The sequence below is a fragment of the Thalassospira sp. Z349TD_5 genome, assembly GCF_056173045.1.
In genome coordinates this window covers 2,868,912-2,894,275 of record NZ_CM149654.1, presented here as the reverse complement: position 1 = coordinate 2,894,275, position 25,364 = coordinate 2,868,912, and the positions used below count along the sequence as shown (strand labels likewise).

Annotated in this window: 24 protein-coding genes and 1 pseudogene; 12 read left to right on the top strand and 13 right to left on the bottom strand. The window is 53.8% G+C overall.

What is annotated here, in order from left to right; genetic code table 11:
* The 5 genes and pseudogenes from edd to AC0VXT_RS13410 all read left to right on the top strand — a co-directional run bounded on the left by edd (nucleotide 1) and on the right by AC0VXT_RS13410 (nucleotide 5,033).
* Nucleotides 1-1,833: a phosphogluconate dehydratase gene (gene edd / locus AC0VXT_RS13430; RefSeq protein ID WP_475545819.1), complete on the top strand. Its 1,833-nt coding sequence runs from the start codon at nucleotides 1-3 to the stop codon at nucleotides 1,831-1,833.
* Nucleotides 1,833-2,771, top strand: a complete 939-nt coding sequence (gene glk / locus AC0VXT_RS13425) for a glucokinase (protein WP_475545818.1) — start codon at nucleotides 1,833-1,835, stop codon at nucleotides 2,769-2,771. The genes edd and glk overlap by 1 nt, the downstream gene beginning before the upstream one ends.
* A gap of 23 nt (nucleotides 2,772-2,794) precedes the next feature.
* Entirely contained in the window at nucleotides 2,795-3,436 is a 642-nt protein-coding gene (locus AC0VXT_RS13420) for a bifunctional 4-hydroxy-2-oxoglutarate aldolase/2-dehydro-3-deoxy-phosphogluconate aldolase (RefSeq protein WP_475545817.1), read from the top strand.
* Between the two features lie 120 nt (nucleotides 3,437-3,556).
* Nucleotides 3,557-3,899 (top strand): annotated as a pseudogene (locus AC0VXT_RS13415) (transposase); the annotation flags it as partial.
* 228 nt (nucleotides 3,900-4,127) lie between these two features.
* On the top strand, nucleotides 4,128-5,033 hold the full coding sequence (locus tag AC0VXT_RS13410) for a transposase (protein WP_475545816.1): 906 nt from the start codon (nucleotides 4,128-4,130) through the stop codon (nucleotides 5,031-5,033).
* Between the two features lie 130 nt (nucleotides 5,034-5,163).
* Here the strand turns inward: AC0VXT_RS13410 and AC0VXT_RS13405 are convergent, their stop codons facing one another.
* The gene (locus tag AC0VXT_RS13405) at nucleotides 5,164-5,391 is read right to left on the bottom strand and encodes a hypothetical protein (protein WP_101304309.1); all 228 of its coding nucleotides are present in this window, start codon (nucleotides 5,389-5,391) and stop codon (nucleotides 5,164-5,166) included.
* Nucleotides 5,392-5,539: 148 nt separating this feature from the next.
* Between AC0VXT_RS13405 and AC0VXT_RS13400 the strand changes: the two genes are divergently transcribed.
* A complete protein-coding gene (locus AC0VXT_RS13400; RefSeq protein WP_475545815.1) occupies nucleotides 5,540-6,409 on the top strand; it encodes a LysR family transcriptional regulator in 870 nt (289 codons plus the stop codon).
* 437 nt (nucleotides 6,410-6,846) lie between these two features.
* Here the strand turns inward: AC0VXT_RS13400 and AC0VXT_RS13395 are convergent, their stop codons facing one another.
* Nucleotides 6,847-7,137 carry a DUF1127 domain-containing protein gene (locus tag AC0VXT_RS13395; protein WP_475545814.1) on the bottom strand — a complete coding sequence of 97 codons (291 nt, stop codon included), beginning with the start codon at nucleotides 7,135-7,137 and terminating at the stop codon, nucleotides 6,847-6,849.
* A gap of 126 nt (nucleotides 7,138-7,263) precedes the next feature.
* On the opposite strand from AC0VXT_RS13395, the gene AC0VXT_RS13390 reads away from it, so the two are divergent.
* The 4 genes from AC0VXT_RS13390 to AC0VXT_RS13375 all read left to right on the top strand — a co-directional run bounded on the left by AC0VXT_RS13390 (nucleotide 7,264) and on the right by AC0VXT_RS13375 (nucleotide 10,157).
* Nucleotides 7,264-8,133, top strand: a complete 870-nt coding sequence (locus AC0VXT_RS13390; protein ID WP_475545813.1) for a LysR family transcriptional regulator — start codon at nucleotides 7,264-7,266, stop codon at nucleotides 8,131-8,133.
* A gap of 178 nt (nucleotides 8,134-8,311) precedes the next feature.
* The gene (locus AC0VXT_RS13385) at nucleotides 8,312-8,854 is read left to right on the top strand and encodes a sigma-70 family RNA polymerase sigma factor (protein WP_475545812.1); all 543 of its coding nucleotides are present in this window, start codon (nucleotides 8,312-8,314) and stop codon (nucleotides 8,852-8,854) included.
* On the top strand, nucleotides 8,851-9,579 hold the full coding sequence (locus AC0VXT_RS13380) for an anti-sigma factor (RefSeq protein ID WP_475545811.1): 729 nt from the start codon (nucleotides 8,851-8,853) through the stop codon (nucleotides 9,577-9,579). The genes AC0VXT_RS13385 and AC0VXT_RS13380 overlap by 4 nt, the downstream gene beginning before the upstream one ends.
* A gap of 143 nt (nucleotides 9,580-9,722) precedes the next feature.
* Entirely contained in the window at nucleotides 9,723-10,157 is a 435-nt protein-coding gene (locus tag AC0VXT_RS13375; RefSeq protein ID WP_022733164.1) for a DUF7282 domain-containing protein, read from the top strand.
* An 81-nt stretch (nucleotides 10,158-10,238) separates the two neighbouring features.
* Here the strand turns inward: AC0VXT_RS13375 and AC0VXT_RS13370 are convergent, their stop codons facing one another.
* Genes AC0VXT_RS13370 through AC0VXT_RS13360 form a run of 3 tightly spaced genes read right to left on the bottom strand, consistent with a single transcriptional unit; the run spans nucleotide 10,239 to nucleotide 13,042 of the window.
* The gene (locus tag AC0VXT_RS13370; RefSeq protein ID WP_475545810.1) at nucleotides 10,239-11,324 is read right to left on the bottom strand and encodes a nickel/cobalt transporter; all 1,086 of its coding nucleotides are present in this window, start codon (nucleotides 11,322-11,324) and stop codon (nucleotides 10,239-10,241) included.
* The gene (locus tag AC0VXT_RS13365; protein ID WP_475545809.1) at nucleotides 11,266-11,958 is read right to left on the bottom strand and encodes a DUF1007 family protein; all 693 of its coding nucleotides are present in this window, start codon (nucleotides 11,956-11,958) and stop codon (nucleotides 11,266-11,268) included. The genes AC0VXT_RS13370 and AC0VXT_RS13365 overlap by 59 nt, the downstream gene beginning before the upstream one ends.
* Nucleotides 11,918-13,042 (bottom strand): zinc ABC transporter substrate-binding protein, encoded by a 1,125-nt coding sequence (locus tag AC0VXT_RS13360; RefSeq protein ID WP_475545808.1) that lies wholly within the window; start codon nucleotides 13,040-13,042, stop codon nucleotides 11,918-11,920. The genes AC0VXT_RS13365 and AC0VXT_RS13360 overlap by 41 nt, the downstream gene beginning before the upstream one ends.
* Nucleotides 13,043-13,308: 266 nt before the next feature.
* Here AC0VXT_RS13360 and AC0VXT_RS13355 point away from each other — a divergent pair, with 266 nt between their 5' ends.
* Nucleotides 13,309-14,085 carry a hypothetical protein gene (locus AC0VXT_RS13355; protein WP_475545807.1) on the top strand — a complete coding sequence of 259 codons (777 nt, stop codon included), beginning with the start codon at nucleotides 13,309-13,311 and terminating at the stop codon, nucleotides 14,083-14,085.
* 114 nt (nucleotides 14,086-14,199) lie between these two features.
* On the opposite strand, the gene AC0VXT_RS13350 is transcribed toward AC0VXT_RS13355, so the two are convergent.
* The 8 genes from AC0VXT_RS13350 to AC0VXT_RS13315 all read right to left on the bottom strand — a co-directional run bounded on the left by AC0VXT_RS13350 (nucleotide 14,200) and on the right by AC0VXT_RS13315 (nucleotide 24,251).
* Nucleotides 14,200-14,799, bottom strand: a complete 600-nt coding sequence (locus AC0VXT_RS13350; RefSeq protein ID WP_475545806.1) for a hypothetical protein — start codon at nucleotides 14,797-14,799, stop codon at nucleotides 14,200-14,202.
* The gene (locus AC0VXT_RS13345; protein WP_475545805.1) at nucleotides 14,799-15,398 is read right to left on the bottom strand and encodes a hypothetical protein; all 600 of its coding nucleotides are present in this window, start codon (nucleotides 15,396-15,398) and stop codon (nucleotides 14,799-14,801) included. Before AC0VXT_RS13345 ends, AC0VXT_RS13350 begins: the two co-directional genes overlap by 1 nt.
* 74 nt (nucleotides 15,399-15,472) lie before the next feature.
* A complete protein-coding gene (locus AC0VXT_RS13340; RefSeq protein ID WP_475545804.1) occupies nucleotides 15,473-17,008 on the bottom strand; it encodes an ABC transporter substrate-binding protein in 1,536 nt (511 codons plus the stop codon).
* A 14-nt stretch (nucleotides 17,009-17,022) separates the two neighbouring features.
* Complete coding sequence (locus AC0VXT_RS13335) at nucleotides 17,023-17,874, bottom strand: ABC transporter permease (protein WP_475545803.1); 852 nt, start codon at nucleotides 17,872-17,874, stop codon at nucleotides 17,023-17,025.
* On the bottom strand, nucleotides 17,874-18,812 hold the full coding sequence (locus tag AC0VXT_RS13330) for an ABC transporter permease (RefSeq protein WP_475545802.1): 939 nt from the start codon (nucleotides 18,810-18,812) through the stop codon (nucleotides 17,874-17,876). Before AC0VXT_RS13330 ends, AC0VXT_RS13335 begins: the two co-directional genes overlap by 1 nt.
* Before the next feature lie 384 nt (nucleotides 18,813-19,196).
* On the bottom strand, nucleotides 19,197-20,801 hold the full coding sequence (locus tag AC0VXT_RS13325; RefSeq protein ID WP_475545801.1) for a SpoVR family protein: 1,605 nt from the start codon (nucleotides 20,799-20,801) through the stop codon (nucleotides 19,197-19,199).
* Nucleotides 20,798-22,135, bottom strand: a complete 1,338-nt coding sequence (locus AC0VXT_RS13320; RefSeq protein ID WP_475545800.1) for a YeaH/YhbH family protein — start codon at nucleotides 22,133-22,135, stop codon at nucleotides 20,798-20,800. Before AC0VXT_RS13320 ends, AC0VXT_RS13325 begins: the two co-directional genes overlap by 4 nt.
* Nucleotides 22,136-22,304: 169 nt before the next feature.
* Nucleotides 22,305-24,251, bottom strand: coding sequence for a PrkA family serine protein kinase (locus AC0VXT_RS13315; protein WP_412775823.1), 1,947 nt, complete (start codon nucleotides 24,249-24,251; stop codon nucleotides 22,305-22,307).
* A gap of 618 nt (nucleotides 24,252-24,869) precedes the next feature.
* Here AC0VXT_RS13315 and AC0VXT_RS13310 point away from each other — a divergent pair.
* Nucleotides 24,870-25,208, top strand: coding sequence for a rhodanese-like domain-containing protein (locus AC0VXT_RS13310; protein WP_276653765.1), 339 nt, complete (start codon nucleotides 24,870-24,872; stop codon nucleotides 25,206-25,208).
* Nucleotides 25,209-25,364: the final 156 nt, after the last annotated feature.

Here is a 25,364-nt window from a genome sequence, read left to right as displayed (position 1 = left end):
ATGAAACGTGAAATAGATCAGATTACCAAACGCATTATCGAGCGTTCCAAACCAACCCGCGAAGCATATCTTGCCAAGATCGAGGCCGCCGCCTCCGACCGCCCGCATCGCTCGAGCCTGTCATGCGGCAACCTTGCCCATGCGTCGGCGGGCTGTAGTGCGGCTGATAAGGAGCGCATCAATGGCGATGAGGGTGCCAATCTTGGCATCGTGACGTCCTATAACGATATGCTGTCGGCGCACCAGCCACTGGGTGTCTATCCCGACCGCATCAAAAAGGCCGTGTTTGAAGCCGGCGGAACCGCACAGGTTGCCGGCGGCGTTCCGGCCATGTGTGATGGCGTGACCCAAGGCCGTCCGGGCATGGAACTTTCGCTGTTTTCACGCGATGTGATTGCCATGTCAACGGCTGTGTCACTGTCGCATGATGTGTTTGATGCCGCCCTTTATCTGGGTGTGTGTGACAAAATCGTACCGGGTCTTGTCATGGGGGCCTTGTCCTATGGCCATATCCCGGCCGTTTTCGTGCCTGCCGGTCCAATGCCATCGGGGCTGCCCAATGATGAAAAGGCCCGCATTCGTCAGCTGTATGCGCAAGGCAAAGTCGGCCGTAAGGAATTGTTGGAGGCCGAAACCGCTTCTTACCACAGCCCGGGCACCTGCACGTTCTATGGTACGGCAAACTCCAACCAGATGCTGATGGAAGTCATGGGTTTGCATCTTCCCGGCGCGGCGTTTGTGAACCCAAACACCGATCTGCGCGATGCGCTGACCGAAGAAGCCGCCCGCCGCGCGCTTGCGATTACCAAACTTGGCAATGATTATCGCCCGGTTGGTAAGGTGCTTGATGAAAAGGCGTTTGTGAACGGGATTGTCGGTCTTTTGGCGACCGGTGGGTCAACCAACCATACGCTGCATTTGCCTGCGATGGCACGTGCCGCCGGGATTGAGCTGCGCTGGGGTGATTTTGATGAATTGTCGCGTCTGGTCCCGCTTCTGTGCCGGGTGTATCCGAACGGTCAGGCGGATGTGAACCACTTCCATGCCGCAGGCGGTATGGGCTTTGTCATTTCCGACCTTTTGAAAAACGGTATTCTGCACCCGGATCTTGAAACCATTCATACCGGCGGTATGGCGGCCTATGGCACCGAGCCGTATCTTAATGAGGGCAAACTGGCATGGCGTGATGCCCCGGCCGACAGTCAGGACGAAGACATCCTGCGTCCGGCGGAAAAGGCATTTAGTGCCGATGGTGGCTTGCGGATGTTGTCGGGTAACCTTGGCCGTTGCGTGATCAAGGTGTCCGCTGTGAAGCCGGAAAACCGCGTCATCGAAGCTCCGGCTGCGGTGTTTACATCGCAGGAACAAATGATGGAGGCCTTCAAGGAAGGCAAACTCCATCGTGACGTTATCTGTGTTGTTCGCTTCCAGGGCCCCAAAGCCAATGGCATGCCTGAACTGCATAAACTGACCCCGCCGTTGGGTGTGCTGCAGGATCTGGGGTATAAGGTTGCCCTTGTCACCGATGGTCGCATGTCGGGTGCATCGGGCAAGGTGCCTGCTGCCATCCACGTCACGCCAGAAGGCATGATGAACGGCCCGATCGCCAAGGTACAGGATGGCGACATCATCCGTCTTGATGCGGAAACCGGCGACCTGATCCTCAATGTGACCGACGCCGAACTGGCCAAGCGTGACTTTGCCACCTTTGACGACAAGGCATCCCATCAGGATGGCTTTGGCCGTGAGTTGTTTGGCGTGTTCCGCGACCATGTTGGACTGGCTGAAATGGGCGCATGTGCTGTCCTTCCGGGGGAGGCTGAAGTCGCGTAATGCAGCTTGTCGGTGATATTGGCGGGACCAATGCCCGCTTTGCCTGGCTTGATGATGCTGGCAATCCCCATACGCCAATGACATTGCCGGTGCGTGAGTATGCCACCATCGGCGATGCCATGCGTGATTTCATGGTCAAAACCGACCGTTCGGATTTGCGTGAATTTGCCGTGGCGGTGGCGTGCCCCGCCATGGCCGATGAGATTAAATTCACCAACAATCCGTGGGTTTTTTCCAAGGATGCGCTTAAGGCCGAGTTCAATCTGGATCGTCTTGTGGTGGTCAATGATTTTACCGGCTTGGCAATGTCTGTGCCCTATCTGGGCGGCGAAGACCTGATTACGCTGTTTGATGGTCCCGGACGTCCGGGCTTGCCCTTGGCGGTGATCGGGGCGGGGACCGGGCTTGGCGTTTCGGGCTTGTTGCCCCACGAAGGGCACTGGTTGCCAATTCAGGGCGAAGGCGGGCATGTGTCCTTGCCAGCGATCGATGAACTTGATTTTGAAATCGTCAAATTCCTGACCGCTGAGTTGGGGCGCGTATCGGCGGAACGCATTTTGTCCGGGATGGGGATTGAAAACCTGTACCGCGCCCTTGCCGCCATTGACGGTCTTGATGTGACCCCGAAAACCGCCGCCGAAATTGTCGACGGCGCCTTGCAACAGCATGACCCGCTGTGCTGCAAGGTGCTGGATCGGTTCTGCCTGTTTATGGGCGGGGTTGCTGGTGACCTTGTGCTGACACTCGGTGCGTTTGACGGTGTGTTTATCGGTGGCGGCATTGGCCCGCGGATTGCCGATTATATGAAACAAAGCGGCCTGAAAGAGCGGATGATCGCCAAGGGCCGTTTCCATGATTTGATGAATGATGTGCCGGTGCGCCTGATGACGGCGAAATACCCGGCCCTGATCGGTTGCGCCAAGATTTTAACGGCCTGACCGGCAAACTGGAGGAAGATTTTATGAGCCTTTCATCGCGTGAGATTCTGTCCAAAGCCCCGGTGGTGCCGGTTCTGGTGATCGAAGACGTCAATGATGCCGTGCCGCTGGCCAAGGCGCTGGTGGCGGGTGGATTGCCGGTGCTGGAAATTACGTTGCGCAGTGCGGCGGCAGAAGAAAGCATCAAGCGCATCATCGCCGAAGTGCCCGGTGCGATTACCGGTGCAGGTACGGTGATCAATGCCAAGCAAATGGAACGCATGGCTGAAATCGGCTGTGCCTTTGCGGTTTCGCCGGGCCATACGGATGGTCTTTTAAAGGCTGCCAAGGATACTGGCGTGCCGTTGTTGCCTGGTGCGGGGACACCGTCGGAGATCATGAACCTGATTGATCATGGCTATGACATTTTGAAATTCTTCCCGGCTGAACAGCAGGGTGGGGTGTCGATGCTCAAGGCGCTTTCGGGGCCATTGCCCGATGTCAGCTTCTGTCCGACTGGGGGTGTTTCATTGAATAATCTGGCTGATTATTTAAAATTATCGAATATTATCACCGTCGGCGGATCATGGGTTGCACCCAAGGATGCGGTCAAGGCAGGCGACTGGGCAACCATCACCAAGCTGGCACAGGAAGCAACCGACCGGGTTCGTGAGATTCGCAGCTAAGATATCTGCAATTGTATGACAAATAAAAAGGGACCCGTGTGAGCCTGTGTGAAAACAGGCTTCCCAAGCGTTGTCTGATTTGAGAAACTGCCCGGAGGATGAATTTCGGGCAGTTTTTTTATGTCAGGCTTTATCGAAGGAACCAGTCGCGAACAGGGAACACTTTTCCCGGACCGGCTTGATGATCTTGTTGCCGATGACAATGGGGTGCGGGTGATTGATGCCTTTGTCTCGGCCCTTGATCTACAGGCACTGGGTTTTGTCCGGGTGCAGCCAAAGGCGACAGGTCGTCCGGGCTATCATCCTTGCGTTCTTCTGAAATTGTATCTGTATGGCTATCTGAACCGTTTGCGTTCGAGCCGGGGGCTGGAACGCGAATGCCACCGCAATATCGAACTTTTGTGGCTGCTGGACCGTTTGGCCCCTGATTTCAAGACGATTGCCGATTTCCGCCGAACGAACCGGGAGGGGATAGGCCGGGTTTGTCGCAGTCTTGTGCTGTTTCTGCGCGGGGAAGGGCTGATCGCGGGTCAGTGCCTGGCCGTGGACGGATCGAAATTCCAGGCAGATACCAGTCCGCAAAAAGTCTGGACGAAATCACAGCTTCAAAAGCGGATCGCCGATATTGACCGGCAAATATCGGACTATCTCGCAGAGATGGACGCCATTGACCATAGCCAGAATGCTACGGATGGCCCGTCGGTACACCCCGTCGGACGTCCCGGGCGGCACAGGAGGTAAAACAGGTGATGTGCGTGCAACCCTTGCAAAGTTGCGCGCGCAGAAAGCCGATCTGGCCCAGTCGGTGCTTCTGATGGACGAGATGGGACAGACACAGGTGGTTATCGGAGATGGGGATGCCCGGATCATGCGATCAGGCAAAGGCCGGATTGTCGGCTACAATCTTCAGTCTGCGGTCGATGATGCCCACGGGCTGATCGCTCATCATGAAGTGACACAGGCGACATCGGACCAGAATGAATTGCATCGGGTCGCCAAAGCAGCAAAGGACGTGCTTGAGCGCACAAAGATAGATATTCTGGCCGATGCGGGCTATGCCGATGCAGAGCAGATCGCGGCCTGTGACGAAGATGGCATCACCGCTTTTGTTCCCCATCCTCGCTCACGTAACACGCATGGTGATTTCTTTGAAAAGTCCGACTTCGACTGGGATGCAGCCAAGCAGCATTATATCTGTCCGGCAGGAAATGTCCTGTCCTTCGAGAATGCCTCGCGCAAGAACCAGAGCGCCAATTACGTGGCCGATCCGAAGGATTGCGCCGCCTGTGCGCACAAATCCCGTTGCACCAAAGTTGACCGGCGACGGGTCAGCCGCCATTTGCTTGAGGGGCCCCTCGAGCAAACGGCCCAACGCATGGCGGACCATCCCGAGGCGATGACACGACGAAAATCCCTTGTCGAACATCCGTTTGGCATTCTCAAACACATGATGGGAACACCGAGGTTCCTGTGCCGGGGCTTGCCTGCGGTCAAGGCAGAAATGGCCTTATCCGTCACAGCTTTCAATCTCAAGCGCGCCATCAACATCCTCGGGGCAAAAAACATCTTCGAAAGGCTCTTGCTCGCCCCCGTATGAGGAAAACACACACAGTTTATGAAAAACCCCGCTACAGGAGCAGCGGGGTTTTGACACAGGCTCGTGTGGGCCCCTTTTTTTGTGCTCTCGCGTTGGAGACTTGCCGGGCTTTGAGGTCCGGCAGCGTTTCCTATATCCGGTCGAGATACCAGGTTGTGCCGTTAAATTTGCGCTGCAGGCCAAGATCGGCGAGATCTGCATGGCTGAGGTTGCTCATGAGATCGGTGTGGTTCTTGCGTTTGCGCTTGTTTTCGAAATATTTTTCGATGCGGCTCATGAGCGCGCCAAACGGCATGCGTTTGGTAAAGGGGTCGTTTGCAGCGTCGAAAGGTGCGTTTCCAGAAATCTGATGTGCCATGGTGGCCTCCTGAAGTCTCAGGTTGAATTGATCCGTTGATGGGCGGACAATGTCATATGCAAAATAAAACAGGAAGAAGGTTGTTTTGCATATCTGATGTGCAACAATGATCGGATTAACACGACAAAATACGGATAGAAGTGTCGATATGAACTGGAACGATTTGCGATATTTCCTTGTTTTGGCGGGTGAAGGCAGCCTTTCGGGGGCCGCGCGTCGCCTGCGTAAGGAACATACGACAGTCGCCCGCCGGATTGAGGCACTTGAAGATGATGTTGGCACCAAGCTGTTTGACCGACTGCCACGCGGCTGGCAACTGACCTCGGCGGGGCATAATCTTGTCCCGGTGGCCGAACGGGTTGAGGAAGAAGCCCTTACCTTTGAGCGTCAGGCCAAGGGGGATGAAGCCGCCCATGGGGTTGTGCGCATTTCCGTCCCCCCGGTGGCGGGGCGTGTGTTGTTTGCGCCGCGTCTGGCCAGATTGCTTACGGCACACAAGGGGCTTGAGTTTGAAATCATCGGGGCGGCCAATGTGGTCAATCTTGCACGCCGCGAAGCCGATGTTGCCGTGCGCATGATCACCCCGCGTGAACCGGGATTGATTACGCGTAAGCTGGTCGAACTGGGTGTTGGGCTTTATTGCGGGATAGGCTACCGCGACCGGGTGCCGGAAATGGACTGGGAATTTTGCGGCTATGAAGATACCGCTTACGGCGCATCAAAAAAGGAATGGGTGCGCAATGTGCTGGGCCGGGAATTGCCGTGCCGGTTTCGCGCCGATGAAACCGAAACCGTGCGCCAGTTCATTGCCGCCGGGCACGGGGTCGGGGTTCTGCCGCGCTATCTCGGGGACAAGGACGACGAACTTGAATTGATCCATGCCGATGTCGAAGGGCAAAGCCGTGAAACCGGCTGGATGGTGGTTCACCCGGACATGCGCCGATCCCCCGGTGTTCGATTGGTGATGGATGCCTTGATCAAGGCGGCCGATAACATTGCCGAAGAATTTCAGGTCTGACGATGGACCAATATTGACTGAAAAAAGGCTCCCTTAAAATTCAAGGGAGCCTTTTTCATGCCTTGAGGGAAGGCATTCTAGGCTCAGGACCTACTAATTTGATTGGAATGGCAGTCGTTATATTTTCCAAATCCAAGGATAAAGCCCGCCGGGCGGGTCGGCATCCCGAACAAGGGATTTGACGCAAGAGTTTGCAAATATAACGTCTGTCCTTTGGATTAACCGGATTTGCACGGGCTACTTTGTCGCAAAATCTTGAAAGATATATATCTTCCTGCGGTTTCGCTCCGCGTATCCGCACAAATCCGGTCAACCATTCAAACCAAATTAGTAGGTCCTGAGCCTAGCCATCCCCGCAATACCCCTATCGCGGAGATAGCTCTTATCAAAGCGTGTCGATTACCATTGGTTCAGGGCCGCTGGTCGCTTTGATCTGGTTAAAATCGGTTGAGGTACTCGTTGCGCGGCACATAGCTGTTGTTGTGACGTTCCAAACCGATGTCGTAGAGTTGGTCATCACTTAACCGGTTCAGGGCAATGCGGCTTTGATAGCGTTTGTAGGACCGCAAAACAGCATTGACGATCGCCGGGATGATAGCGCTAACACCCTTGGTAACCGTGGGGGGCGTGGCGCGAGAGGTTGGGCGTTGTGCCATCTTCCCGTGCGATGTTTTTGTCGACACACACCCGACGAGGGTATTGCAGTCGATCTGATGTGATACAGCCATTGTCATGCTCCTTGATCGGGGTGGGCCGTTTCGATGACCAAAGATTGGCATGCGCAGAAATACAATGGAATTTAGATAAAATGCGCTATAGTTGTGCAAAATTGCGCAAGTGTGGGACGCACAGATATGAACTGGAATGATCTTAGGTTTTTTGTCGCAGTTGCCGAGGAAGGGACGCTTTCCGGGGCTGCACGGCGGTTGAGCAAGGACCACACAACTGTTGCGCGGCGTATCGAAGCATTGGAAACCCATCTGGGCGCGCATCTGTTTGACCGTTTGGCAACCGGGTGGAAATTGACCGATGCGGGCGAAAACCTTGTGCCGGTGGCGGGCCGGATCGAAGAAGACGTTCTGGCGTTCGAACGACAGGCACGCGGTGATGAAACCGCCCATGGTGTGGTGCGGATTTCCGTGCCACCCGCCGCCGGACGATTGCTGTTTGCGCCGCGGCTAGCCGAATTGCTCCGCGATCAAAGGCATCTTGAATATGAAATCATTGGATCAAGCGTGGTTGCCAATCTTGCGCGCCGCGAAGCAGACGTTGCGGTGCGGATGGCAACTCCGGCGCAAAGCGGGCTGATTGCGCGCAAACTGACGCATTTGCGCTACGGCGTGTATGCGGCAAAGGGGTATACAGAGCGCGTGCCTGAAGCCGAATGGGAATTCTGTGCCGATGGCAGTTTCTCATTTGGCCACTATCAACAGGCCTGGGTGTGGAAGATGCTAAACCGGCAATTGCCGGTGCGGGTCAGGGCCGATGACAGCCAGACGGTTCGGGCATTTGTTGCGGCCGGACATGGGCTTGGGCTTTTGCCGCGCTATATGGCCGATGTTGATGATCGGCTTGAAAGGGTGTTTGACGACGCGCCAGGTGAGATCAGCAAGCCGGTCTGGCTTGTGGTTCATCCTGACATGCGCCGGTCCCCCGGCGTGCGGATGGTGATGGATGCGCTGATCAAAACAACCGAAAGTATTCCTGCGGAATTTAAATCCTGATTGTGTTTTTTGTTCAGATACTTAGGCTCAGGACGCATTCTCTATATGACTTGGGGCTGGAACTGATCAAGTATGGTGTTTGCACCGTAGGAATAAGGTCGCTCGGGTTTGCAATCCGGTATTTGTTCTTCTACGGCGCAGGGAATTCGGTCTTTCCTGCACGAAGCTGGCGGTGAAAATGACAACGACCCGGGATTTGGAAAAGCTGCTTGGTCAGTCGATTAATGGTGACATGGACGCCTTTGAGCGGCTGTATCATGCTACGTCGGCGAAACTTTTTGGCGTTGTGCTGCGTATCTTGAAAAACCGTGCGCAAAGCGAGGACGCGTTACAGGATATTTATGTGCGCATCTGGCAGAAAGCCGGTGATTTCGAACCGGGACGGGCATCGATCATTACCTGGATGGCAACGATTGCACGTAACCGGGCAATTGATATCGTGCGCCGCCAACGGCCCGAATCTGACATTGAAGACGCCGAGATTGAAATTCTGGTGTCACATGACACGGTTTTCGATGAGGTCATGCTTGCCGACGAGGTACGCCAACTGGAATACTGTCTGGACGGTTTGGAAGACGACCGCCAACAGATTGTCCGACTGGCATATCTTGAAGGCTGGTCTCGGGCCGAGTTGGCAGAACGGTTTGCCCAGCCGGTTGGAACGATCAAGACGTGGCTGCATCGCAGCTTAAGACAGTTAAAGGAATGCCTGGGATCATGACCGACCGGGAAGACATTGATATGCTGGCCGCTGAATATGTGTTGGGCACGCTTGAGCCCGCACAGCGTCAGTCTGTGGTTGCCCGCCGGGAACGGGAACCGGAAATTGATAAGGCGATCACCGATTGGGAAATGCGGCTGTCACCGCTTAATGCGCAATATGATGCAGTTTCTCCCTCACGTGATCTATTTGCCAGCATCAGAAGCCGGATCGAAACTGCTGGCCAAAATGTTAGCGCTAACATCGCCAGTCTGTCGGAGGTCGCCAGCCTGAAGCGCAAGGTCAAGATGTGGCGTTCCGGCGCACTTGGGGCCGGAGCGATTGCCGCAAGCCTGATCATTGCGGTTCTGGCGACCGATATTGCCACACCGGTGCAAGATGGCCCGTTCGTGGCGGTATTTCACCGCGACGATACCCAGCCCGCATTTGTCATGACGATTGATCTTGATACCCGTGCGGTGACCATTCGCCCGGTTGAGGCATCGTTGCCCGAAGGCAAAACCTATCAACTTTGGATCAAGTCAGACCAGAGCGGTTCTGTGCCACAGTCCTTGGGGCTTTTGCAGAATGCGTCTGTCGCGACGACCAAGAACCTTGGCCAGTTTGATCCGGCAATGTTGCGCACGGCGACCTTTGGTATCAGCCTTGAACCAGAAGGCGGCTCACCAACCGGGCAACCGACCGGTCCGGCGATCCATGGTCGGTTGATTTCGGTCGAACATTAGATGCAACACGCTCTGATCAAAAAATTTCTTCTTTGCTGAAACCCGTTTGAATTCTCTGCGTAGCTTCTGTGTGTGCGATGAAACGCGCGACATGAGCGAACCGCGAAAAGCGTGTTCCAGATCAAAAGCAAAGGAGACTTCACATGACGTTGAAACATAAAACTTCGGGCTTTCTTGGTGCCATGATGCTGAGTGCCGGTTTCGTTCTGGCCAGCAGCACAGGTGCGTTGGCAATGGGGCCGATGGTCGATGCGATGGATCAGGATGTATCGGGTGGGACCGTGACGGCGGAAAAAATCATGGCCGGTGAAAACGGCTGGCTGGTTGTCCATCGCACCGACAAAGACATGAAACCGGGCCCGGTGGTTGGCTATGCGCCGATCAAAAAGGGTGAAAACATGGATGTTGCCGCCATTCTTCAGGAACCGGTCAAATCGGGCGAGATGCTGATGCTGATGGTTCATTCCGAAGCCGGCGGCATGAAAACCGGTGTGTATGAATACACCCTTGGTGCCAAAGAAGACGGCCCGATCAAGCCGGATGGCAAACTTGTCATGAAAGTCATTCACGCCGAGTAAGGCAAAACAGCCTTTCGACGCCAGATTTCAACAGCCCGCAAGGTCATTGGCCCTGCGGGCTGTTTTTTGTTGGGGGGGGGGTTAAAGCCAGCCCAATTGGCGGGCCGATGCCAGTAACAACATAGCGCCAAACAGGGTAATCAATCCCGCCCCGGTAAGCCCAATCGTGCGGCGTAGAATGCCCGATGTGGTTTCGGAGACACTAAACAGATGCTGCGTTCCGGTGCGAATGCCGATGGCGGCCAGCCCGATCAGGCTGATGGTCAGTGCAACCCCGATTGCCATGGCAAAGGCGGCAGCAATCCCGATCAGAAACAGTCCGTTGGCCAGCGTAAACAGCAGCACGAGAATGGACCCGGTGCAGGGGCGCAGCCCAACCACAATGCCACTGGCAATCATTTGCCAGCGATTACGCGCCGTCGACGGTGTGGAATGTGCGGTGGGGGCGGCATCATGGTGATGCGTGTTGGTATGATCATGTGCATGGCTGTGGTGGTGGTCATGACCATCATTGTGATGATGTGTGTGGTCATGGGAATGATGATCATGATGTTCATGATGGGCGTGATCACAGCAATCATCGCGGCCCTGTATGATCCGCAGACACATCACCAGACCAAGACCAACGATCAAGGCATATGAAACCGCCTCCAGCACCAGACCGTTTTGGGTGATTGCCGCCGGACCAAGATTTAAAAACAGGGTCAGTGACCCAACCAGAACAATGGCGGTGATGGCCTGCACCCCGGCAATCAGGGTGCCCATGGCGACACCTTGTTTCCATCCGGCATCACGCGACAGGAAATAGGTGGTCGTAACCATCTTGCCGTGACCGGGGCCTGCGGCATGAAAAACGCCATAGAGAAATGACAGGCCAATGATCATCAGGCCGGGCCAGAAGCTGTCGCCGTTTTTGGCGTCGCGAAGGGTGGCTGTGATTTCGCGGTTCAGTTTTGTCTGAATGATGATGACCTGACCGACGACATCGGATAACCAGACGGGCAGGGTGATGAAGCTGTCCCCATCTTGCGGGGCTGAGGCGGTATCGGTGGTTGAGGCGTCGCTGTTACCACGTCCCAGAAGATTGGCCGACTGGGCCGCAGCCGGATTACTCGACCCGGACCATATCGCCAGGAGCAAGACCGCCAGAAGACCCGCTATCGCCATGTTGTGCTGTGCAGACAAGGTCGGCACGTATTGGCGCCACCAGATCAAAATAGATGCGGTTTTTTTCATCTTCGCTCATTTCAAAGTGACAGCTGGTTGCGGTGTTGCCGGTAAACATGATCGGATCGACCTGTGTGAAGGCGATGTCGATATAATACTCGGCGTCATAGACGGAAAGGCTGATGGTATCTTTTACCGGATCAAGCGGTTCGTCTAGAACGAGGGTGAAATCATAGGTCACTCGCCTGTCATCGGTGATGTCGGCGGTAAAATCGCGGGTTTGGGTAAAGGGCAGAAGAACTTCGTTTTTACGTAAATGTGCCAGCCATGAAACTTCGCCAAGGGCGACAAAGGCATTGTCGCGCAGCGTGGTGTTTTCATCGCCAAAGAACCGGGTGTCGAAATTTTTATCGAACTCGTCAATCAGCGTCATGCTGAACAGGTCATCAAACACCCAGTGCATTTTGATGGCGGTCAGCTTGCCGCTTTCAAACACCATTTCGGCGTTGGCATCAATCCAGATATGAGGATGGGCTGAGGCGGACGTGCTGGTCGCAAGCACAAAGCCCGCGACCAGCATTGCAAAACCCGTATTACGAACCGTTGCCAAGGCAGTCGACCAGGGCGTCAACATTTTGCGCAAGGATGCCTTGATAGGCATCCGGGCCTTTGGGGATGTTTGCGCCCAGCGGATCAAGGGTACCAATGCGTGCGCCGGTATCGGCAACAATCGCCTTAACAATTGCCGGGCGGAATTGCGGTTCGGCAAAGACACAGACGGCACCAGTGTCGCGGATTTTTTCTTCGATTTCATGGAGGCGTTTGGCTCCGGGCTTCTGTTCGGGCGACACGGTCACGGAGCCGACCCCGTTCAGGCCAAAGCCAGCTTCCAGATACTGATAGGCATCATGGAAAACCACATAAGGCGTGCTGCGGACCGGCGCAAGCTTATCGCCCAGATCATTGCCAAGGACGGTGAGACTGGCAAGCAGCTTTTTGAGGTTTTCGCGATAATTTTCTGCGTGGGCCGCATCAATTTCGATCAGTTCATCGGCGATGGCGGTGGCGATGGCCGCACCGTTGGCCGGGTCAAGCCAGATGTGCGGGTTAATTCCGCCGTGTTCATGTTCGTGTTCATCATGATGATGTTCATCAGCGTCATGATCGTGGTCATGATCGTGGTCGTGACTGTCGGCATGTTCGTGCCCGTGATCGGCTTCATGGTCGTGCGCGTCGTGATCATGCTCGTGATCGACTTCATGATCATGGTCATGATCATGATCACTTTCACCATGCTCGTCATGATCCTCATGTGCGCCGTGGTCGTGGCTGTGGGCTTCCCAGCTGCCGCCTTCGCGCATCTCGAGCAGGGTCAGGCCGGGGGCATCAATCAGTTCAAGCTGATGACTGTTAACCGACAAGGTTGCCAAAGGTTTTTCCAGAAAACTTTCGAGGCTGTGCGACACATAAATCACCAGATCGGCATTTTGCAAAGCACGTGCTTCGCTGGGGCGCAGCGAATAGGCATGCGGGGAGGCTGCCCCATCGATCAGCAAAGTGGGTTCCCCAACACCATCCATCAACGCGCTTGTGATGCCGTGGATCGGTTTGAGGGTGGCAACAACTGATGGTGCATCGGCAGCCTGAGCCGCGAAAGGTGCCACAAGGAGGGGAGAGGCGAGAAGGAGACGGCGAAGAGTGGAAGGAAAGTTTTGCATTGATCCGGTCCGGTTATGGGGGAGCATATAAGATTGGTTATTTGTTATGTTATATCATAACAAACGGTCAAGTAAAAAAATGAGCCTTGCCGTTCTGGGGGCCTTATCTTTTGCCAATGCCGCACAACCTATTGCGTAGGATTGTTTGGCTGTATTGGTGTTTGAAAAATATGCGAAAAGGTTTCGACCGTCTCATCGGCGGTGTTGTTATATTGGCTCTTCTTAGCTTTGCGATGGTTTCCACTGCATCTGCGGAAACGTTTCGCATGGCTGTCCCAAGAGGTTCTGAGGATAACTTTGCCTTTCAGATCGGTGCCATCCGGCTGGCCATCGCAAATGCCCCCGGGGATCATCAGTTAGAAATTCTATCGGTTGAGCGTTTAACCCAAACGCGCGCACTCACGATGCTGGGCAGCGGTGAGATCAATGTCATCTTTGCCGGGTATAACCCTGATTTCAGCGAGGAGTTCCTTCAGGTCGACTTTCCGATTACCCGTGGCTTGCAGGGGTATCGCCTGTTTGTCATCCGGGCGGACACACAGGCATCCTTGATGAGGGTTAAATCGCTTGAGGACCTTAAGGGGTTCTGTATCGGTTCGGGGCAGGGATGGGTTGATACGGCAATTCTGAAAGATGCCGGACTGTGTGTGACAGAGGCACCGCAAAACAACCTGATTTCAATGCTGGAAAACGACCGGTTTGACATGATGCATTTGGCCGTGCATGAGACGCTTAAAAGAGATCGGGTCCAGCAACTCAAACGTGCCGGGTTGCGTGTCGAGAAAACACTGTTGTTACGATATCAGTATGATTTTTTCACCTATGTCGGCAAGAATGATAAAATCCGGCATTCCTTGCTGGAGCAGGGTTTTCAGAATGCGTTTTTCAGCGGGGCGTTTAACGAATACTTCCGTTCTGATCCTTCTATCGCGGCTGCAATGGATTACATTCGCCAGTCTGATCGGCGTGTGATTGATCTTGATAACCCGGGTGTTGGTCCGGAAAACGATCAAACGGCAGAGCAATATTGGCTTACTGAGTGACCTTAATAAGATTTATTGTTTGACCGTAATATGCATGTTCCATCTGCGAAACGAAAAATCCGCACCCGTAGTTACTGAGTGCGGATTGTAGGTTTTTCAGTGCTTTTGGAACTGTTACTGGCTTTTAAGCCATGGCAGGAACCCGTCAAGAAAGCGGCTGGTTGCGGGCATGAAATGGTTGCCGTGGTGATACATCGGATCAAGGGTGGTGACGATTTTCCGCCCCGGCGAAGTCACCCGGTCATCATAGAAAATCGATCCGGCCTTGTTGGCATTGATCAGGGATGTGGCCCCCGCTGGCGGGGTCAGTAATCCGTGGTGATGCCAGGTTGCATCGGCAAGTTTGACATAATCAAACAGGCTATGCTCCGGTTCGGCGATCTCAAGGTTCAGGGACCCGCCTTCTTTCCACCACCAGAAATTGGTCGGCGTGAAACGCCAATTGATATCATCAAGCCATTTGTCTGGTCCTGTCGATCCCATCGCGACAACGGTTTTGCCGTCATTTAGGAAATCGGCAAACAGTTTGCGATGGGCGACCAGATGGGCCGGGTCGGTCCGGCATGGCACAATCAGGGTGGTGATATCGGATAAATCCGTCTTACACAGATCACGGATATAGATTGCCTGATCAAAAAAATGACCAAAGCGGTCTTCGTGGATAACCCGGTGATGGTAATAGGTCCCGGTATCAATGATTGCTATTTTGCCCATCATTCCCCTCCTGCCCAAGCGCACAGTTGCGGCACGATGCGCGAGGTACTGTTTTGCGAACCGATATACATCCAAAGGTCATTGCCCGAATGCATCAAGATGCGCCCGCCCTTGGGGCGTTCATATAGCCAGTCACACACCAGTTGTTCTTTGCCCAGAACATGAAGAGGGATGGCCCCATCAGGGGGTGGGTTGCTGCCACGGGCATAAAATCCGGCGACACCGCGTTTGAAGGTCAGGTCATTGCAATCAACGCCGTCAAATACGGGATGGTGATTGACGCGATAGATCATCAGATTTTCAAGCGACTGACGTTCAAGGGGGACGAACGGTTTTAGTTCTGGCAGCATCGGCCAGGCAACATGTCCGTTAAAAACAAGCGTTCCGCCCTGGTCGAGAAATGTTGTGATCTGATCGGATCGGGTGCCCAAAAAGCGTTGATCTATATGCGCAGGCAAGATTAGGGCCGCAAATTGCGATAAATCGGTCTTGTCCAGATCATATTGATCGACAAAGGCGGTGTTTGGGGCATGCGATCCGATATCGGGCAAATCATCACCCGCCCCCTTGATCGGATTTATAAAAAGGCAAATTCCCATCGGTTGGCTCATTGCGATGTTGCGGGAAAGACGAAAACCACCCCCGGCGGTTGCCGGAGGTGGAGCAGTGCAGATTACTTCGAAACGTTTTTGAAATCGAAGAAGAAGCCAGACGGATGAATGCGATAGCCCTTAACATCCTTGGTCGAGGCCACGACAAATACCTTATGCACCAGCGGAATAATCGGGGCATCATCATGCAGGATGTTCATCGCCTTTTTATAGGTCGCATCCTTCTCTGTGCCCGCATCAAGGGTGCGGCCCGTATCAACAGCGGCGTCAAATTCGGTGTTTTCCCAGAATTGATAATTCAGGCCTGCTTTGGAATGGAATTGTGACTTCAGGTGCAGGTCCGGGTGGCCGGTCATTTCCGGGGTCCAGAACACGACGGAAATGTCATATTCACCGCGTTTGACCAGATCAAGCATCCCGCCCCACGTATACATCTGAACATCGGTGGCAATGCCTTGCTGCTTCAAAAGGGCAGCCATTGCTTCGGTGATCATTGGCATTTCGGTGCGCGAGGTATAGCTGAGGATCCGCAAGGTCAGCTGTTCGCCATCCTTGATCCATTTGCCATCGGTTTTTTCATACCCGGCATCGGTCAAAAGCGAGGCGGCCCGTTCCGGGTTGAGGCTGTATTTGCTGTCGGCCTGCGGGGCCCAGTCAAATTCGGGTGCAAAGAATTCCCATGCCGGTTCGCCGATGCCATCAAGGGCACCTTCGACAATCAGGTTACGGTCCACCAGCGCGTTGACCGCACGGCGGATGCGCACATCGGAAAGCGGGCTTTTGTCACCGGCATTGAATGCACCGTAATACAGGCCTGATGTTGGTTGTTCGTAAACCTTGAAATCCGCGTCCTTGGACAGACGTTTGACATCGGACGGCAGCATGTTGGTGACGAAATCAATTTCGCCTGCTTCAAGCGCCAGAGTTCGTGAATTATGATCGGGGATATACCGATAGACGATCTTCTCAAGGGCCGGTTTTTCACCCCAATAGCCGTCAAAGCGCGTGACAATCGTTCTGTCCTGTTTGCGGTACTCTTCGAATTTCCACGGGCCGGTGCCGACCGGTTTGACGAAGTCGCCGGCCTCATCAAACGACGATTTGGCGTAAACCACGGTGATCGCGTCGGTCAGTTGGTTGGGCAGGGCGGCATAGGGTTCGGTGTTTTTAATTTCCAGAACCAGCGGCGATACGGCGGTCATGGATTTGATGTTCAAAAGATCGGCCGCATAGGGCAGCAATGCGACCACCCGTTCGAGCGAGAATTTGACCGCCTCGGCATCCAGTTTGGTGCCGTCATGGAAAACAACATTTTCACGCAGGTTAAAGCGCCAGACTGTTGGTGAAACCCGTTCCCATGACGTCGCCAATCCTGGGACCGGTTTGAGGTCATAATCAAGCTTTACCAGCGTATCGAGGATTTCGCTTTCATTGAAAAACCGCGACCGGCGCGGTTTCATTGCCAGTGGCAGTGCTTCCCACATGGTGCCAATGATAAGGGTATTGTCGTCTGATGCCTTGGCATCTTGCGATGTGGCGCCAAAAGTGCCCAGTGCAAGTGCCGCGATGGCAACCCCAAGAAGTGTTCTTTTGATCATCTTACTGTCTCTATTTAATGAAGGTAGTTGATCTGACGCACCCGGAAACGGTCTCCCAACATGTCTCCGAGCAGGTTGACCGCCACGACGAAGGCCGCGATGGTCAGGCCCGGTGCAAGCACCAGACGCGGATAGTCACGCAAGTAATTGCGAGATTCGGCAATCATCAAACCCCATTCCGGTGTGCCTGGCTCAACCCCGAGCCCAAGGAAACTCAATCCGGCAAACGCCAGAATGGCCCATGACATGGAATAGGCGCTTAAGGTCAAAAGCGGCCCGATGATGTTTGGAAGAATATGGCGGACGGCGATGCGGTGGCGTCGTGCGCCAAGAGCAACGGCAGCCATGACATAGGGTTTGGATCGTTCGACGATGACGGCGTTGCGCACAACACGGGCATAGTCGGTCCAATGCACACACATCAGGGCGATGATGACGGCCTTAAGCCCCAATCCAAGCGTCCCGGCAATAATCATACAAATGGCAAGGGCCGGAAAAACCGACATGCCTTCGCAAAACCGCATCATCGCGCGATCCAGAACGCCGCCAACCATACCGGCAATCGCACCGATCAGGCTGCCGATCAGGGATGAACAGACCACAACGGCCATCGCCGATGCGGTGGTCAGGCGCGCGCCATAAAGCAAGCGCGACAAAACACAGCGGCCCATGGCGTCGGTACCAAGCGGATAGTCAAAGCTGGGCGGCTTTAACCGATACAGGAATTGCACCGTGTGGGGATCGTGCGGGGCAAACAATGGCAGGATCAGAACCGCAAGGATGACCGCGATCATAAAGGTGGCATAGCCCCGCCAATGATGGGAGCTGCCCAACAGCTTGCCGCGGGTAAAGGACATTTTTTGCATTACACGATTTCCCGTGTGCGCGGATCGTATAGGGCAATGGCAATATCAACCGCCAGATTGACCAGAATGTAGGACGCCGCGACAAGCAGGAAACAGGCCTGAATGGCGGGGTAGTCGCGGTTCAAAAGCGATTCCACCAAAAATCGCCCGATGCCCGGCCAGGCAAACAGGGTTTCGACAATGATCATGCCATCAAAAATCCGCGCGAACTGCATGCCCGAAAACGTCAGAAGTCCCGGCGCAATGTTCGGGATCGCGTGGCGCAAAACAGTACGTAACCGGCTGGCACCTTTGGCCTTGGCGGTGCGAATATAGGGTTTTGACAGTTCTTCAAGCAGGCTACCCCGCACATAACGCGACAAAACTCCGGCAACCGAGGTCGCAATCACAAGGGTTGGTAAAATGGCATGTGCCCACGTGCCATGCCCGCCGGTTGGCAACCAGCCAAGGACAAGCGAAAACAGCAATGCGAGTAACAGCGCGTACCAGAAATTGGGGATCGACATGCCAATGACACTGATCATGCCGGCGATGCGGTCGATCTTGCTTCCGGGGTAGCGCGCACAGAGCACACCCAGCGGAACCGCAATCGCAAGGGCGGTGACGAGGGATAGGACCGCGAGTATCAACGACTGACCCAGACGCAGGGCGATATCATTTATGATCGGTTCATCGGTGATGAAGGACTTGCCAAGATCGCCCTGCAGTAACGCAAAAAGCCATCGGGCATATTGCTGGGGCAGGGGATCATCAAGGCCGTTGCTTGCGGCAAATTGCTGGACTTGCGATGCGTTGGGCAGGGTGCCATCCATCTGCGCCATCAGCAGGATTTCGGCAAAATCGCCGGGCATCAAACGCAGCAAGGCAAAGCCGACGACAGAAACGACGAACAGCAGTATCAAGGCATGCGTCATGCGGGCGATCAGGCGAGATGCCATCAAACGACCTTTCAAGCCGGTGCGCGGGTTCAAAATTTTGGGGGCGATGAGTCTTCGAAATTAATAAGCATTCTCAAAGATATGATGCAACTGATTTTAATTCTTAATGTCGTTAAAATGGTTCATCTGGATTGAAACTGGCAGCTCATTGCTAACTAAGTGCGTGACAATCACAAATTAAACGCGCAATGAGTGAATAAGTTGATTTATATAAATCTCGAGATGGTGATTTGCGCAATGTGGGTCATTGCGGTCCCGGACGTGAGAATGGCGTGCGGGCGTGCCGCGGTCTTGCAAGAAAATACAAGACCGCGTTGGTTATCGCGATTTGGGTTGCTTAAATGCGATGGGCTTTAATCAGATCACCTTGGACAGGGTGGGCGATCAGGCAGCACTCAGGTCATCGGGTGTGTAGTTTGTTTCATGCAGGATTTCGCCGGTTTTGTAATCGATGGCCTGAAGCGTGACGCCATATCCCCAGAGTTGGCCGATATAGCCCAGCGTCATTTCGGCTTCGGCTTTTTCAAGGCGGATGCCTTCATGCTCGGTGTGCTGGACATACAGTTGGCGGTTGCCGCGAATATCAACATCGACGATCTGCATGTCAGGTTCACGCACCGAGACATCATGCATGCGTGCCAGTGACCGACGCACCCGGCGATAGCCGTTATCATCATGGATGGCGGCGACTTCAAGATGGGGGGATGCGCTTTGATCATCAATCATGAACATACGCATATCGCGCATGACCTTGGGCGACAAGAACTGCAAGATGAAGCTTTCATCGCGGTAATTGGCCCAGGCGTCTTTGAGTGTTTCGACCGGTTCATTATTGCCCGCGATATCGGGGAACCATTTGCGGTCTTCGTCGGTGGGATCAACGCACATGCGGTGGATGTCCTGCATCATGGCAAAACCCAGTGCATAGGGATTGAACCCCGAATAGCGTTGGTCATCAAATTCGGCCTGAAAAACAACCCGTGAATGGGAATCGATGAATTCCATCATCGCCCCTTCGGACACCAGTCCCTTGTCATAGAGGCTGTTCATGATGGAATAGTGGACGTAACACGCACAGCCTTCGTTCATCACTTTGGTCTGTTTTTGCGGATAGAAATACTGCCCGATATTGCGCACGATGCGCAGGATTTCACGTTCCCACAACTGCATGGCGGGCGCGTTTTTTTCCAGGAAGTACAACAGGTTTTCTTCGGGCAGGCCAAATTGCGCCCGGCGTTCTTCGATCCGCATTTTGCGCTGGATCTCGTCAATATCCTGATCGTCGGTGTCGGTCTGGGGCAGGGTGCGCCATAGATCGTTATAGGTTTCGTCTTCGTATTTCGCGCGTTCGCGTTCGCGTTCAAGCTCAACCGCCAGATTGGGTTTTTCCGGATGGGAATAACGGTTAACCCCCTGTTCCATCAGAGCGTGCGCGGCATCGAGAACCCGTTCAACCGCGTCAAAGCCATAGCGATCCTCGCATTTGGCGATATAGCGTTTGGCAAATTGCAGGTAATCGAGAATGCCATCGGCATCCGTCCATTGTTTGAACAGATAGTTGTTTTTGAAAAAGTGATTATGACCAAAGGCGGCATGCGCCATCACCAGTGCCTGCATGACAATGGTGTTTTCCTCCATCACGTAGGAAATGCACGGGTTGGAGTTGATCACGATTTCATAGGCCAGCCCCTGATAACCTTTGCGGTACATCACATCATCGCGCACGAAGCGTTTGCCAAACGACCAGTGATGATACATGAGCGGCATGCCAATCGATGAATAGGCATCCAGCATCTGTTCGGATGTGATGACTTCGACCTGATTGGCATAGACATCAAGTTTCAGCTCATTCAGGGCGATGTCTTCAATCGCGTCATAGGTGTTTTTGAGCGTATCAAAATCCCAATCCGCACCGTTGAACAAAAGCTTGCTGGCCGGTTCGGACGTTTGGGCGGTGGGGGTGTTTTTGCTGTGCGATGATGTGCTCATGTCTTGGCCTCAGCGCGGTTTTTGGCAAAGAGTTCGCGAAATACCGGAAAGATATCCGCAGCCTTGGTCACCCGTTTTAGCGAAAACCGGGGATTGACGGCCGCAAGCGGGGCGTAGGACTTCCAAAGGGCGGTTTCGCCCTCGGCGGCGGCGAAAATTTCGGCCTCTCGCTCGTCCGTGATTTCGATGTAGGCGTAATACTGGCATTTGGGCAAAAGGTCTTCGGCCAGAAGGGCCGTGCATTTGGCGCCGTCATTTGAATAGTTATCGCCATCAGACGCCTGTGCGGCATAGATGTTCCACTGATCGGTGGGATAGCGATCTTTGAGCACCTTTTTCATTTCTTCGAGCGCGGTGGAGACAATCGTGCCACCGGTTTCGCGCGAGTAGAAAAAGGTTTCCTCATCCACTTCGGATGCGCGCGATGTATGGCGGATAAACACCACATCGACATGTTCGTAGCGGCGATGCAAAAACAGATGCAGCAGCATGAAGAACCGTTTTCCCAGTTCCTTCATCTGTTCGGACATCGATCCCGACACATCCATCAGACAAAACATCACCGCCTGCGTATTGGGATCGGGGATTTGTTGAAACTGGTTATAGCGGGTGTCAATCGGATCAATGAACGGGATCGACTTCATGCGACGTTTGGCGTTTTCAAGATCAGCCAAAAGCGCATGGAGCTTTTCATCATCAGGTTTGGTCAGTTTGCCCGATGGGCGTTTGTTGGCCTTTTCCTGAAGGGCGGTGATTTGGTCTTCGAGATCGCGGATTTCATCGGTTTTGGGGCGGCGCAAGCCAATGCGCCGGGCCAGTGAATTGCGCATGGTGCGCACCAAACTGAGATTGGCCGGGGTGCCCTGTACGGAAAAACCAGCGCGCGCGTTTCGAAATGCCGTGGTTTGTTTGAGGCTTTTTTTCAAAAGGTCAGGCAGTTCGAGGTCTTCAAAGAAGATGTCGAGAAACTCGTCACGGGTCAGGGTGAATTGAAATTCATCCTCGCCATCCCCGTCCGGGCTTGCCTTTGATCCACCGGCACCGCCACCGTCTTCGTTGGGGCGTGCGACGCGGTCGCCCTGAACGAATTTCTTATTGCCCGGCAGAACGTAATCACGGTTACCGCCCCGGCGTGCATGATGAAATCCGGGTTCTTTGAGCGTCTTGCCCGGAATGATCACCTGATCGCCGTTGTTGATATCGGTAATGCCACGGGTGCGAATAAACTCTTCGACGGCCTTTTTGATTTGGGCCTTTGCACGGCGCATGAAGCGTTGCCGGTTGCCAAGGCTTTTGCCAGTGGGATTTTTACGGCGGTCGACGATGTAAAGCATGGGCGGTCACATCCTTGCACGGGGTCATGTGCGTTGTCTGCGGGGGCTTTTGCCCGCTTAAGGCACACACAGGAAACAGCAAACAGACTGCATCCATGGTGGTCGGAAGAAGGGCACCGGACGGACAAGGGGAGAACCGTCCGGTGCGGTCGGTAAGCCACGTTTTGGCTTAACCGGCCTTGTTGACACGCATGTACCATTCGACCAGACGGCGCGTCTGACGTTCGGTATAGGATCGATCAATCATGCGTTTGACGAACTCGTTGTGTTTCTTTTCGGTTTCGCTGTCTTGTTTCGAGCCGAAAGAAATCACCGGCAGCAGGTCTTCGACCTGACTGAACATGCGTTTTTCGATCACTTCGCGCAGTTTCTCATAGGACGTCCAGGCCGGGTTTTTGCCCTTGTTATTGGCTCGTGTGCGCAGGGCAAATTTGACGACCTCGTTGCGGAAGTCTTTTGGATTGGCGATGCCAGCAGGTTTCTCGATCTTTGACAGTTCCTGATCAATGATCTTGCGATCCAGCAACTGACCGGTATCGGGATCCTTGAAGTCCTGATCTTCGATCCAGGCATCGGCATAAGACACATAGCGATCAAACAGGTTCTGCCCGTAATCGGAATAGCTTTCGAGATAGGCTTTCTGGATTTCCGCCCCGATAAATTCGGCATAGCGCGGGGCCAGTTCGGACTTGATGAAGTCCATATAATCCTTTTCGCGTTCTTCGGGGTATTGTTCACGCCGGATTGCCTGTTCCATCACATACATCAGATGCACCGGATCGGCGGCAACTTCGTTGGTGTCATGGTTGAAGGTTTCTGAGAGCACCTTAAAGGCAAAACGGGTTGAAATGCCGTCCATGCCTTCGTCAACACCGGCGGTATCGCGATATTCCTGCATGGATTTGGCCTTGGGATCGACGTCTTTGAGCGTTTCACCGTCATAGACCCGCATTTTGGAATAAAGGTTGGAGTTTTCGTGTTCATGCAGGCGCGACAGCACCGAGAATTGCGCGAGCATCTTAAGCGTGCCGGGCGCACAGGCCCCCTGTTCAAGTTCCGATCCTTCAAGAAGCTTGTCGTAAATCTGGGTTTCTTCGGTGACGCGCAGGCAATAGGGCACCTTGATCACGCTGATACGGTCGATGAAGGCTTCGTTGTTTTTGTTAGCCTTAAATGTTTGCCATTCTGACTCGTTCGAGTGGGCAAGGATCAAGCCCTGAAACGGGATGGCGCCAAGATTTTCGGTGCCGATATAGTTGCTTTCCTGTGTTGCGGTCAGCAACGGATGGAGCATCTTGATCGGGGCCTTGAACATTTCGACAAATTCAAGAAGGCCCTGGTTGGCCCGGTTCAGCCCGCCGGAGTAGCTGTAGGCATCCGGGTCGTTCTGGCTGTAATATTCAAGCTTGCGGATATCGACCTTACCGACCAGCGACGAGATATCCTGATTGTTTTCATCGCCGGGTTCGGTTTTGGCAATGCCGATCTGGCGCAAGCGCGACGGGATCAGTTTAACGACCGAGAATTTACTTAGGTCGCCTTCAAACTCGTCAAGGCGTTTGACCGCCCATGGCGACATCAAGCCGGTGAGGCGGCGTTTGGGAATGCCGTATTTGTCCTGAATGGCGTCGCCCATTTTGGCGGGATTAAACAGGCCAAGCGGGCTTTCGAAAACCGGGCTGATATCATCGCCCGCCTTGAGAACATAAATCGGTTCCTGTTCCATCAGCTCTTTGAGCCGTTCAGCAAGGGAGCTTTTGCCCCCACCCACGGGACCGAGAAGATAGAGAACCTGTTTGCGTTCCTCCAAGCCCTGTGCGGCATATTTAAAGAAGCCTACGATACGTTCGATGGTTTCTTCCATGCCGTAAAAATCGACAAAGGCCGGATACCGTTTGATGGTGCGGTTGAGGAAGACGCGGGCCAGTCGGGGATCTGTCGATGTATCGATCAGTTCGGGTTCACCGATGGCGGTAATCATGCGTTCTGCGGCGGACGCATAAGCCGTTGGGTCTTCACGACATAAATTGAGGTAATCGCGAATGGTTAGTTCGGTTTCTTGTTTTCCGTCATAGCCTTCCGCATACAGCTCGAAGATATCCTTGCCTTCAGCCATGGCGCGGTCTCCTTTCAAACGTTATCTCATGCGTGTCAAAATGTGCGTTTCCTGTCGTTCCTGAATTTTTTGCGGTGCGGTAGGCCCGTTTTGGGCCGCCTTAGTCTATGTACGTCGGCAAAGCTCGTCTTGGTGAGTTTGTCGGACCGTAAATATATTAAAAGAAAATATTGACGTTCTGGTTAATGAATGGCGGAATTCGCCGGGACTTAACAAGAATTGAAGTTTTACAGTATTTCCATCGCGGGTATCTGTATTTGCAGCCAATGGTTGCGATATTTGGCCCTGTTGCAGCGGCCGATTAGTTGAACTTTAGAAATGTCTTGGCGGTCATCCGTCGTGCGACCCTGATTTCCGCCCCCGATTTTCATCGGTGCAAAAGCCTACTCTTCAAACGTGGGAAGTTGCGTATCCATCCGCAAGGCAAGACATAAGTATTATCGACGGAATTTCCGCCTATCCGATCACGTGTGAGTGAGCCGGTTTGGCGGTTGCCGTAGGCTCAGGAAAAGTCGTGCGGGGATAAAATATTTTGCATTTGCGCAAAGTTGGCCTGAGACGGTATCACAGGCAGTCGGCTTTAAACGCCGGGCACGCGCAAGAATTAAGGAAGCCGGAATGACCGAAGGTAGTGTTGAATTTGTAGAGCCCCATGAACTTGATCAGTTGATCGGGCAGGAAACGGTCACGGTGATTGATGTCCGCGAAGCCGACGAATTCGCCACCGGTCACATCGAAACGGCGATCAATATTCCGACATCGAATTTTGATATCCCGGCCCTGATTGATCTGACCGATGAAAACGACACCGATCTTGTGTTTGTCTGTGCGGTGGGGCAACGATCCTTTGGCGCGGCGAATGCGGTGTTGCCGCATGTTGATTGCAAGGTGATCAACCTTAAGGGCGGTATTCAAAGCTGGACCCGCGGTGGGTTTGAGCTTGAAGGAGGCAAATAACCCGACGGGCGTTTGATCGACGTTCGGCAGCCACAATTTATTCGAATTGGCTATTCAAATTGGCAATTCAAACCGGTCTCATCCGTGATGGCCGGTTTTTCTATCTTGACGACTTCTCTTTAATGGAAAAATATCCCATTAAAGAGATTCGAGGGG

Excerpts from the sequence above, each read along its gene's own strand:
- edd (WP_475545819.1), top strand. The coding sequence starts at position 1 with ATGAAACGTGAAATAGATCAGATTACCAAACGCATTATCGAGCGTTCC.
- glk (WP_475545818.1), top strand. The coding sequence starts at position 1,833 with ATGCAGCTTGTCGGTGATATTGGCGGGACCAATGCCCGCTTTGCCTGG.
- AC0VXT_RS13420 (WP_475545817.1), top strand. The coding sequence starts at position 2,795 with ATGAGCCTTTCATCGCGTGAGATTCTGTCCAAAGCCCCGGTGGTGCCG.
- AC0VXT_RS13410 (WP_475545816.1), top strand. The coding sequence starts at position 4,128 with ATGGCCCGTCGGTACACCCCGTCGGACGTCCCGGGCGGCACAGGAGGT.
- AC0VXT_RS13405 (WP_101304309.1), bottom strand. The coding sequence starts at position 5,391 with ATGGCACATCAGATTTCTGGAAACGCACCTTTCGACGCTGCAAACGAC.
- AC0VXT_RS13400 (WP_475545815.1), top strand. The coding sequence starts at position 5,540 with ATGAACTGGAACGATTTGCGATATTTCCTTGTTTTGGCGGGTGAAGGC.
- AC0VXT_RS13395 (WP_475545814.1), bottom strand. The coding sequence starts at position 7,137 with ATGGCTGTATCACATCAGATCGACTGCAATACCCTCGTCGGGTGTGTG.
- AC0VXT_RS13390 (WP_475545813.1), top strand. The coding sequence starts at position 7,264 with ATGAACTGGAATGATCTTAGGTTTTTTGTCGCAGTTGCCGAGGAAGGG.
- AC0VXT_RS13385 (WP_475545812.1), top strand. The coding sequence starts at position 8,312 with ATGACAACGACCCGGGATTTGGAAAAGCTGCTTGGTCAGTCGATTAAT.
- AC0VXT_RS13380 (WP_475545811.1), top strand. The coding sequence starts at position 8,851 with ATGACCGACCGGGAAGACATTGATATGCTGGCCGCTGAATATGTGTTG.
- AC0VXT_RS13375 (WP_022733164.1), top strand. The coding sequence starts at position 9,723 with ATGACGTTGAAACATAAAACTTCGGGCTTTCTTGGTGCCATGATGCTG.
- AC0VXT_RS13370 (WP_475545810.1), bottom strand. The coding sequence starts at position 11,324 with ATGGCGATAGCGGGTCTTCTGGCGGTCTTGCTCCTGGCGATATGGTCC.
- AC0VXT_RS13365 (WP_475545809.1), bottom strand. The coding sequence starts at position 11,958 with ATGTTGACGCCCTGGTCGACTGCCTTGGCAACGGTTCGTAATACGGGT.
- AC0VXT_RS13360 (WP_475545808.1), bottom strand. The coding sequence starts at position 13,042 with ATGCAAAACTTTCCTTCCACTCTTCGCCGTCTCCTTCTCGCCTCTCCC.
- AC0VXT_RS13355 (WP_475545807.1), top strand. The coding sequence starts at position 13,309 with ATGGCTGTCCCAAGAGGTTCTGAGGATAACTTTGCCTTTCAGATCGGT.
- AC0VXT_RS13350 (WP_475545806.1), bottom strand. The coding sequence starts at position 14,799 with ATGGGCAAAATAGCAATCATTGATACCGGGACCTATTACCATCACCGG.
- AC0VXT_RS13345 (WP_475545805.1), bottom strand. The coding sequence starts at position 15,398 with ATGGGAATTTGCCTTTTTATAAATCCGATCAAGGGGGCGGGTGATGAT.
- AC0VXT_RS13340 (WP_475545804.1), bottom strand. The coding sequence starts at position 17,008 with ATGATCAAAAGAACACTTCTTGGGGTTGCCATCGCGGCACTTGCACTG.
- AC0VXT_RS13335 (WP_475545803.1), bottom strand. The coding sequence starts at position 17,874 with ATGCAAAAAATGTCCTTTACCCGCGGCAAGCTGTTGGGCAGCTCCCAT.
- AC0VXT_RS13330 (WP_475545802.1), bottom strand. The coding sequence starts at position 18,812 with ATGGCATCTCGCCTGATCGCCCGCATGACGCATGCCTTGATACTGCTG.
- AC0VXT_RS13325 (WP_475545801.1), bottom strand. The coding sequence starts at position 20,801 with ATGAGCACATCATCGCACAGCAAAAACACCCCCACCGCCCAAACGTCC.
- AC0VXT_RS13320 (WP_475545800.1), bottom strand. The coding sequence starts at position 22,135 with ATGCTTTACATCGTCGACCGCCGTAAAAATCCCACTGGCAAAAGCCTT.
- AC0VXT_RS13315 (WP_412775823.1), bottom strand. The coding sequence starts at position 24,251 with ATGGCTGAAGGCAAGGATATCTTCGAGCTGTATGCGGAAGGCTATGAC.
- AC0VXT_RS13310 (WP_276653765.1), top strand. The coding sequence starts at position 24,870 with ATGACCGAAGGTAGTGTTGAATTTGTAGAGCCCCATGAACTTGATCAG.